At 49.8% G+C, this 442-nt stretch carries 1 protein-coding gene; it reads left to right on the top strand.

What is annotated here, in order from left to right:
* Positions 1–152: 152 nt before the first annotated feature.
* Positions 153–442: hypothetical protein (locus OWC48_RS46655; protein WP_282526016.1), on the top strand; the 290-nt coding region annotated here is incomplete at its 3' end.

Genomic DNA, 442 nt, shown 5'->3' on the forward strand with positions numbered 1-442 from the left:
CGTGGTTCAAGTCAGTGATATCGACTCACATCTCGCAAATTCCTCTACGTGAAGACGGAGTAATACATACAATATGGGTTCTTGCTTCGCAATTCGCCCCTGCTCTGGGCGAAGGTGTCTCGGGATAGTCATCGGACGCGTCCCCCATCACGGTGCAAGCAATTATTCAAATATCAAAACCAATTTCAGCCGTTCCACAAGGCATGAGTGCAACAGGTTACTTCCCGAAAATCGCAACAAAACTGCTAGCATTGATCGACTGTGAAGACCCCGATCTCAAGCGCACTGCGGCTTATGTGATTGGAAGTGGGATTCTGGGTAAAAAGGCATTCGGTGCACCTGGTGCTATCGGGCATTCGATTTGCGTTGAACCGCTATTCAAGGCTATGACAGCTACGATCGATGACGCCGCCAGGAAATGGCTTCGATCATTCAGTCCCGC

The sequence above is a fragment of the Bradyrhizobium sp. Arg816 genome (assembly GCF_029989365.1).
Lineage (GTDB): Bacteria > Pseudomonadota > Alphaproteobacteria > Rhizobiales > Xanthobacteraceae > Bradyrhizobium.